The 8,322-nt window shown below is 49.6% G+C and carries 6 protein-coding genes; 3 read left to right on the plus strand and 3 right to left on the minus strand.

Translation table 11 applies throughout. The annotated features are described in order from the left end of the window. Window positions 1-24: 24 nt before the first annotated feature. Both glmS and V7D78_RS15275 read right to left on the minus strand, forming a co-directional pair. Window positions 25-1,854, minus strand: a complete 1,830-nt coding sequence (gene glmS / locus V7D78_RS15270; protein ID WP_333609319.1) for a glutamine--fructose-6-phosphate transaminase (isomerizing) — start codon at window positions 1,852-1,854, stop codon at window positions 25-27. Between the two features lie 45 nt (window positions 1,855-1,899). Next, window positions 1,900-2,661 carry a DeoR/GlpR family DNA-binding transcription regulator gene (locus tag V7D78_RS15275; protein WP_333609320.1) on the minus strand — a complete coding sequence of 254 codons (762 nt, stop codon included), beginning with the start codon at window positions 2,659-2,661 and terminating at the stop codon, window positions 1,900-1,902. A 163-nt stretch (window positions 2,662-2,824) separates the two neighbouring features. On the opposite strand from V7D78_RS15275, the gene V7D78_RS15280 reads away from it, so the two are divergent. Continuing rightward, window positions 2,825-3,670, plus strand: a complete 846-nt coding sequence (locus tag V7D78_RS15280; RefSeq protein WP_333609321.1) for a hypothetical protein — start codon at window positions 2,825-2,827, stop codon at window positions 3,668-3,670. A 315-nt stretch (window positions 3,671-3,985) separates the two neighbouring features. Here V7D78_RS15280 and V7D78_RS15285 read toward each other — a convergent pair whose 3' ends face one another. Continuing rightward, window positions 3,986-4,543: a DUF1439 domain-containing protein gene (locus tag V7D78_RS15285; protein WP_333609322.1), complete on the minus strand. Its 558-nt coding sequence runs from the start codon at window positions 4,541-4,543 to the stop codon at window positions 3,986-3,988. 185 nt (window positions 4,544-4,728) lie between these two features. On the opposite strand from V7D78_RS15285, the gene V7D78_RS15290 reads away from it, so the two are divergent. Together V7D78_RS15290 and V7D78_RS15295 are read left to right on the plus strand one after the other, a co-directional pair. Then, complete coding sequence (locus V7D78_RS15290) at window positions 4,729-6,969, plus strand: ATPase, T2SS/T4P/T4SS family (protein WP_333609323.1); 2,241 nt, start codon at window positions 4,729-4,731, stop codon at window positions 6,967-6,969. Continuing rightward, window positions 6,966-8,054: an ATP-binding protein gene (locus V7D78_RS15295; protein WP_333609324.1), complete on the plus strand. Its 1,089-nt coding sequence runs from the start codon at window positions 6,966-6,968 to the stop codon at window positions 8,052-8,054. The genes V7D78_RS15290 and V7D78_RS15295 overlap by 4 nt, the downstream gene beginning before the upstream one ends. Window positions 8,055-8,322 lie beyond the last annotated feature (268 nt).

Here is an 8,322-nt window from a genome sequence, read left to right on the forward strand (position 1 = left end):
CCCTTTGCTAAGTTTTGGTGCAGCTTACTCCACCGTAACCGACTTCGCCAGGTTCCGCGGCTGATCTACGTCGGTACCTTTAATGATGGCGACATAGTAGCTTAACAGCTGCAGCGGTATGGTGTAGATGATAGGCGCAATAAGCGGATGCACGTGCGGTACGTTCACTACGCGCTGCGTAGCATCAGATTTAAAATGGGCGTCAATGTCGGCGAACACATATAAAATACCGCCGCGGGCGCGCACTTCTTCGACGTTTGACTGCAGTTTTTCCAGTAGTTCGTTGTTCGGTGCTACTACGATAATCGGCATTTCTGCGTCAATCAGCGCCAGCGGGCCATGTTTTAATTCGCCCGCGGCATAAGCTTCAGCGTGAATGTACGAAATTTCTTTAAGCTTTAACGCGCCTTCCATTGCAATCGGGTATTGATCGCCGCGGCCTAAAAATAGCGAGTGTTGCTTATCGGCAAACTCTTCGGCCAGGGTTTCAATACTGCCTGCCAATTGCAGCGTTTCTTCCAGCTTAGCAGGCAAAGATTTAAGCGCGCTAACCATTTCTTGCTGAGCGGCAGCACTCAAGCCATTATACTTACCAATGGCTAACGTCAGCATAGCCAAACCCACTAACTGAGTAGTAAAGGCCTTAGTAGAGGCCACGCCAATTTCGGCGCCGGCGCGGGTCATAAAGGCTAAGTCTGATTCACGCACCAGCGATGAACCCGCCACATTACAAATGGTTAAGCTGCCGACATAGCCCGCTTCTTTGGCCAGACGCAGTGCGGCCAGCGTATCGGCGGTTTCGCCAGACTGGGAAATGCTGACCAGCAAGCTGTTTGGTTGCACAAAGGATTTGCGGTAGCGGAACTCAGAGGCAATTTCAACGTTACAGGAAATACCGCCCAGCGACTCTAACCAGTAGCGCGCCACCATACCAGAATGATAACTGGTACCACAGGCAACAATTTGTACATGCTTCACTTTTTTAAATAACTCAGCCGCGCCGTTACCAAAGGTTTCATCCAGCACCGAATCGTTGCTTAAACGGCCTTCCAGCGTGTTATTAATAGCATGCGGCTGCTCGTAAATTTCTTTCAGCATAAAGTGACGGTACTGACCTTTGTCACCGGCATCGTAGCTGACATTCGACTCGTGCACTTCCCGCTCAACCGGTTGGCCGTCTTTATCAAAAATACTGACCGTTTGCCGGGTGATCTCGGCCACATCGCCTTCTTCTAAAAAGATAAAACGGCGGGTCACCGGTAACAGCGCCAGCTGATCTGACGCAATAAAGTTTTCACCTATACCCAGACCAATCACCAGCGGGCTACCTGAGCGCGCCACAACTATCCGGCTTGGGTCAGTCTTATCCAGCAATACAGTGCCATAAGCACCGTTTAACTGTTTTACCGATTGTTGCACTGCAACCAGCAGTGAGCTGGCGCTTTTTAGCTGCTCTTCTACTAAATGGGCAATCACTTCGGTATCGGTATCAGAGGTAAACACATAACCTTTGGCTTTTAATGCGTCGCGCAGTGGCGAGTGGTTTTCGATAATACCGTTATGTACCACGATAATATTGCTGGAAATATGCGGGTGGGCATTGCGTTCGCTCGGTTCACCATGGGTAGCCCAACGGGTATGAGCCACACCAGTACCACCAGGCACCGGCTGCCCGGCTACCGCATCTGCCAGCGCTTTTACTTTTCCTAAACGGCGTAAACGTTGCAGCTGGCCGTCCTCGGTAACAACAGCTACCCCGGCAGAGTCATAACCGCGATACTCCAGACGGCGCAAGCCTTCAACTAAAATATCTACCACATCCCGTTGCGCTACCGCGCCGACGATTCCACACATATAAAGTTACTCCACACTATTCAGTTAATTTGTTTTCGGGCAAGGCTAAACACGCATTACCGTGACACCATGTTGTTCAATTAAAGCCGCATCCTGATCAGTCAAACCGGTATCGGTCACCAACACTTTGATCAGCGACCAGGGTAATTCCAGGTTATGAATTTTTCGGCCCAGCTTGTCTGATTCCAGCATCACTATGACCTCGCGCGACACATCAGCCATTACCCGGCTTAAGCTGTACAGCTCGTTGTAAGTAGTAGTGCCGCGGTTTAAATCCAGGCCATCGGCGCCAATAAACAGCTGATCAAAATCGTAAGCGCGTAATACCTGCTCGGCCAATTGCCCCTGAAACGCTTCAGACTGCGGATCCCAGGTGCCGCCGGTCATCAGCAAGGTTGGCTCGTTTTCCAGCTCGCGCAGGGCATTAGCCACGGCCAATGAGTTGGTCATCACCACTAAGCCTTGCTTACTGGCTAACTCCGGCAATAAGGCGGTCGTAGTACGGCCGCTGTCGATAATAATCCGGTAATGATCTTTAATCAGGCTGGCGGCCGCTTTGGCAATAGCCACCTTGCGGGTGGAAACCTTTTCCAGGCTGGATTCGCTGACAAAGTCTTGCGGCACCGGCACAGCGCCGCCATAGCGGCGTAATAATAGGCCGGCCGTTTCTAATACCGTTAAGTCTTTACGAATCGTCACTTCTGACGTTTGGAAATGCTCCGCCAGTTGCTCCACCGTTACCTCACCCTGCAGCTGCAGTTGCGCCACTATAAGGTGCCGGCGTTGTTGGGTATTACGCTTATTCATTTCTTTCACTTAAATTTCGAAACGAAAGATATTTTACGCCAATTTACCAGCTTAGCAAGTTTCTTGCCCGCTGGATTGCAGATTTTTTCGCCTGAGTTAGAATAGCGTGAACAATGTTACAGTATATAGATGGTATTTCGTCAGTATTTTTTGGAGCCGGAACATGAAAACAGTCCTGTTATTAATAGCTGGCCTCAGCGGCAGCGCGATAGCTAGCTCACAACAAACGCAAATAGACCTTATTTTAAACCTGTTAACGCAAACCGGGCAGCTGCAGCAGCAAGCCGAATGTACCGGTTTATCTCAACAACGGCTGCGTGAGCTGTACCGCAGCACTATGCAACACTGCGGCCTGGATGATGAAAACCCGGCACATGAAAACTGCGTAAAACAACGTCTGGTAGCCTCCGGAGTACCGGCTGAGCGTTGGCAGCAATGTGAACAAGTTGACGAAGATCCTCAAGCGGCCATACTGGCACAACTGGATGCCATGTACGAGCGCATAGGAGAGCGCGCACCCACCGCAGCGGAGCAGGCACAAATTGATCAGTTGTTAGCGCAAATGCAGCAACAAGGCATGCAGGAAATGCAGCAAATGATGACTAATATTGCTGCCGCCAGCGCCGGTACAGAAGCCGCCATTACTCTGCCAATTTTGCCAGGCAGTAAAATCCTGATGCATATCCCTGGCAACATTGATGTAGAAATAGGCGATAAGATGATTAGCTCGTTACCGGGCGCGTCCTTTGCCAGTACTAAAACGCCCGAGCAGGTGCTGGCCTATTATCAGCAACAGTTACCCAGCTTTAAGTTACACAGTTTTAGTCTGGGTGAGGGTATAGAACATGCACTGATGCAGCAACTGCCAGCAGGTTTTTACTATCCGCGGGAAATTTTAAACGGCATCGATATTCCGCATATCCATATTCAGCCTGCAAACGGCATGGCCGAGCAGCTGCAGCCGGGGGCCAAAACCCTGTTCTTTATTTACTACCAACCTGCAGATTAATTGGCCGATACTTATTTTTGTTAACATTAAGGCGCCTACGCAGGCGCCTTTAACTTTCGAATCGAAACATAATCTGCGCTGTTCTTACTACACCACTGTCTTGTTTCTGCTCACTCGCAGCCACTAAATATTAATGAGAATCATTTGTATTTATAAAATAACTGTATTATAGTTTGCCTTGTCACGGACTGACGAAGACTGGCTCGGGATGAGCCATCTCTGGTCGTTGATTCACTCGTCTTGCATTTTGGGGTGGTAACTACCACCCCCTTTTTTATTGTGCTAGCAGCGGGATCTGTATTAACCGACACCGCTTTACCGGCTGGGGCTGAACGTCAGACGGCCACGTTGCACGGCCAAATTAACCGGCACAGCGGTGATCAGCTTTACGGTAGGGTTGCTTTGATCCAGCCGGTACACCGGGTTAGACGCCAGATAGCCATTCACCAGTTGTAATAACTCATTACTGACCGGGGCTAAATTACCGCGATAGCCGGCCGCTTCAATGCTGCTATCCAGCAATTTTAACGAGCGCACATAGATGGCTTTTTCATTGGCATCGTAATAGGGCGCGCCTTCTAATTGCAGTTGTAAATTAGCCGGGTAGCTCAAGCCAAATAATGACAATACTGCTGTGGCGTCGGTTTGAATACGCACCAGATCACTGTTATCCGGGCCTATCACCACCGTCATGCTATCCACCGCCATTTTCAGTGGTATCCCGGCTACCGTAGCCTGACGGTTAAGTTGAGCTAACTGTGAGCTCAGCAACTGCTGAACGTCCGCTTCTGTGACCGAGTAGCTGGCCAGCGAGCCCAGTTGACTACAAGCTGCCAGTAACAGCAGCGCGGCTGCCGCAAATATCTTACGCATACATCTGTCCTTTTAAGTGCATAGCTAAGGCGAAACTAGCCCAGCTTAGCTGACTTGCGGCTGAACAACCAGTTTCTGAGACTGAAGCCAGCAGATATCACAGCGGTTTGATACAAAACAATAGCTTGCACTTTAGCTAACGGTAAACTACATATCAGCAGAGTTCCGTAGCAAAAGAGCAGCCTATGACAACTTTTTTTAATGACGTGGCCGAGCAAATTCCAAGGCATCTTTTTGTCAGCACCCCAGACAATGCCGAGTTGGTGTCTGGCCATAGTATGCCTACCCAGGCCACAGTTCTACGCATATTGCAGTTGTTACCCCCTGTCGCACCACACCATATTATAATGCACGTCGGTGCTGGCACAGGCTATCTCAGTGCGGTGTTGTCAAAAATGGCAGCAAAAGTCTATGCCGTGGAGCGTGATGCGAGGCTAATTAACGAGGCCAGCCAACGTTATGCTGCCATGGGAATTGATAACGTACAGTTGGTGATGGCTGACGCAAAAAACACCTTACCGGCCAGCGAACCATGTCAGCTTATTCTGACAACTTGCTTACTGCCTGGTTACGAAACGCTGATACCCGCCTTAAGCGAGCACGGATTTTTAGCGGCGATCGAAGATGAAAAAGATCACGTTTCAAATTTAGTGTTGTACCAAAAACAGCAAGGCCGTTTAACACTGTTAAACAAACTGGGCTGGGTAGATTTCAGCCGCCGGCTGGCTGACATGGTTATTGACCTTGGCTATGCCGATGAAGCCATGCTTAACGAGGCCAGGTTAGAGGCCAGGCGTCACAATGAAACCTTTGCCCGTGCGCTTAACCGCAAACTGCAACAACATAGTAAGCCATTATATGAAGCCATGGCGGCAGAGCGAAATTTACCTTTTATTGATTATGAGAGCTTACTACAACAAGTCGACAGCAGTTTATTCGGCCATTTTTCACGTACATTTTTAGATCGTAACCGGGCCCTACCGGTTAATGTGCAAGATAACCAACTGATGCTGATTACCGATAACCCTGACGTTGATTTAGCCGAACTGGCGGTGATGAATAGCAGTGGCAAAATCCATTGCGCGCTGGTAACACCAGAAGATTTCCGCAGGCTGTGGAGCCATTTGGAAGTCAGCTCAAAAGCTCAGCAAAAGCCTGATACGACTAATAAAGCAGAAAGCCTGGACACCGCAGCAGAGGCATTACCTAATCCGGTTAATCCATACCTGGTCTCGCTTTATGATGCACTGTTGTTAGAAGCGGTAAGCGAGCATGCCAGTGACATCCATCTTGAATGTTATCAAAACACGCCAAGGGTAAGGCTGCGGATTGATGGCGATCTGCACGACCTGAAACATTTCCAAATAAACATGACAGAGTTAGCAGGCCTGATAAATGTTATAAAAATTCGGGCTGAACTGGATATCGCCGAGCGGCGTTTACCGCAAGGCGGCCGCAGCCAGGTTAAGCAGGGCCGGCATTTATACGATTTACGGGTGCAAACACAACCTTCATTACATGCTGAGCATATAGTGATCCGCTTATTGAAACACACCGGGCGGGCCATGACCATGCGTGATCTGGGTATGTCGCCCCGCGTGGCCACACTCTATAAGCGCTTGCTGAACAACCCGGCAGGATTAGTATTAGTGGTGGGGCCGACAGGCTCTGGCAAATCGACGACCTTGTATGCCGGCTTACAAGAGCTGGCAGACGATGGTAAACGCAAAGTGATTACCGTAGAAGACCCGATTGAATACTCGATAGATATGGTACAACAAACCCGGGCACGCGCCGATATTGGCTTTGATTTTCCCGATGCGGTGCGGGCTTTTGTCAGACAAGACCCTGACGTAATACTGGTAGGTGAAATACGTGACCACCCTACCGCACTGGAAGCAGCCAGAGCATCGCAAACCGGCCACCTCGTCCTATCCACCTTGCATTGCAATGATGCGGTAGATGCCATTCAACGACTCAAAGACCTGGATATTCATCCCAACTCTATCGCCAGTGAATTGCTGGCCGTGATAGCTCAGCGCCTGGCTAAACGCATTTGCCCGGACTGCAGAAGTGCCGACGAGCCCGATCCGGCTATTTTGGCCGAATTATTTCCTCAAGGTGCGCCAGGCAATTTTCGTTGTTTTATTGGCAAAGGTTGCAACCGCTGCAGAGGCAGAGGCACCCTTGGCCGTGTCGCCGTAGTCGAATTTTTATTAATGAACACTGACATTCGTAATGCCATCTCCAGAGAAAACACGGCCATCGAATTGCGCTGGCAAGCATTGGATGCCGGCATGATTACACTGCGCGACAGTGCATTAAATTTGATTATTGATGGCATTATCCCGTTAAGTGAGCTGCCCAAGGTACTGCTGCAAGAGCGGATGGCACCTGAGCACAGAGGGGGAGTAAAACAGTCATGAGCAACACAGCCAATACACAAAAAAAACCGGCGGAGCAGCACTATGCTGCCGAATTATATCGGTTACAACAAGCGGATAATGCGCCTGTTCCCCCCGGTTGGCGTATGTCAGCCGTTGCCGTTGAAAAGTTTATTTGCGGCGATGCGCAGTTATCCGTTGAGCGTAAGTTTGTCGCTGAACCCGGTGTAGTCACCCGGATTATTCTGGCGCTATGTACTCAACGCGGAGCTCTGCTGACCGGCGAGCCAGGTACCGCAAAATCCTGGTTGTCTGAACTGTTAAGTGCAGCGATCAGTGCTGACTCCACCCAAGTTATTCAGGGTGGTACTGTCAGCCATATTTCTCAACTGCTTTACAGCTGGAACCCACTCTTGTTACAACAACGTGGCCCTTGTTTAGCAGCCTTGGTTACCACTCCTTTATACCGGGCGATGCGTGATGGCAAGGTCTTACGTTTTGAGGAAATATCCCGTTGTCCGCAAACGTTGCAAGACGCCATATTATCGATCTTATCAGAGCGGATGTTGGTCGTGCCCGAGTTACCCCCAACAGAAAGCACCCTTTATGCCAAAGCAGGCTTTAACATTATTGCCAGTGCCAATAGTGTAGATGAAGGTGTGCAACGCATGAGTGCGGCATTAAAACGTCGCCTGAGTTTTGAGCATATCAGCCCCATTCGCCATATCGACGATGAAATGGATGTTATTTTATGGGAAACCAACAAACTGATGGCAGCGAATAACATTGAACTTACCCCGGATGCGGAATTAATTGCCGTGTTGGCAACCATTTTTCATGAACTTCGCAATGGTCAAACCCTGGATGGGCGCAGTACTGACCGGCTGGCCGGCGCTTCTATGTCTACTGCCGAAGCCGTCAGTGTGGCACATGCGATTTATACGCATGCCTACTATTATCAGCAGACACAGCCTGACGCACAGTTATTGTTGCATGTGTTGCTTGGCTCAGCACTGAAAGATCATCCGCAAGACAGGCGCAGGTTAAAACACTATGTGGAGACCGAGTTTGCCGAACGCAAAGGGCAATATTGGCAGGCGCTTTATCACAACCGCGCGTTAATTTAACCCAAAGGGCTTTACCGTCAGATAACGGCTGTTAGAGTAGTTATACAAGCAGAGCTGACCAGCTAAGCGCAGTCACTTTTAGCAACTTATGCTATGCTCAACCGCGATTAACCGGGGTTACATTACTTATAACAAGAATTTTTTATAACGAGAACATTATGGCGCTAATTCTAAAACTCATTGCCGGCATAGTGCTGGGCATGCTGCTCGGCCTCTATGCTCCGCATTGGCTTACCCAAATTTTAATTACCTTTAAAGCGCTGTTTGG

This window comes from Arsukibacterium sp. (assembly GCF_036735525.1).
Classification (GTDB): domain Bacteria; phylum Pseudomonadota; class Gammaproteobacteria; order Enterobacterales; family Alteromonadaceae; genus Alishewanella.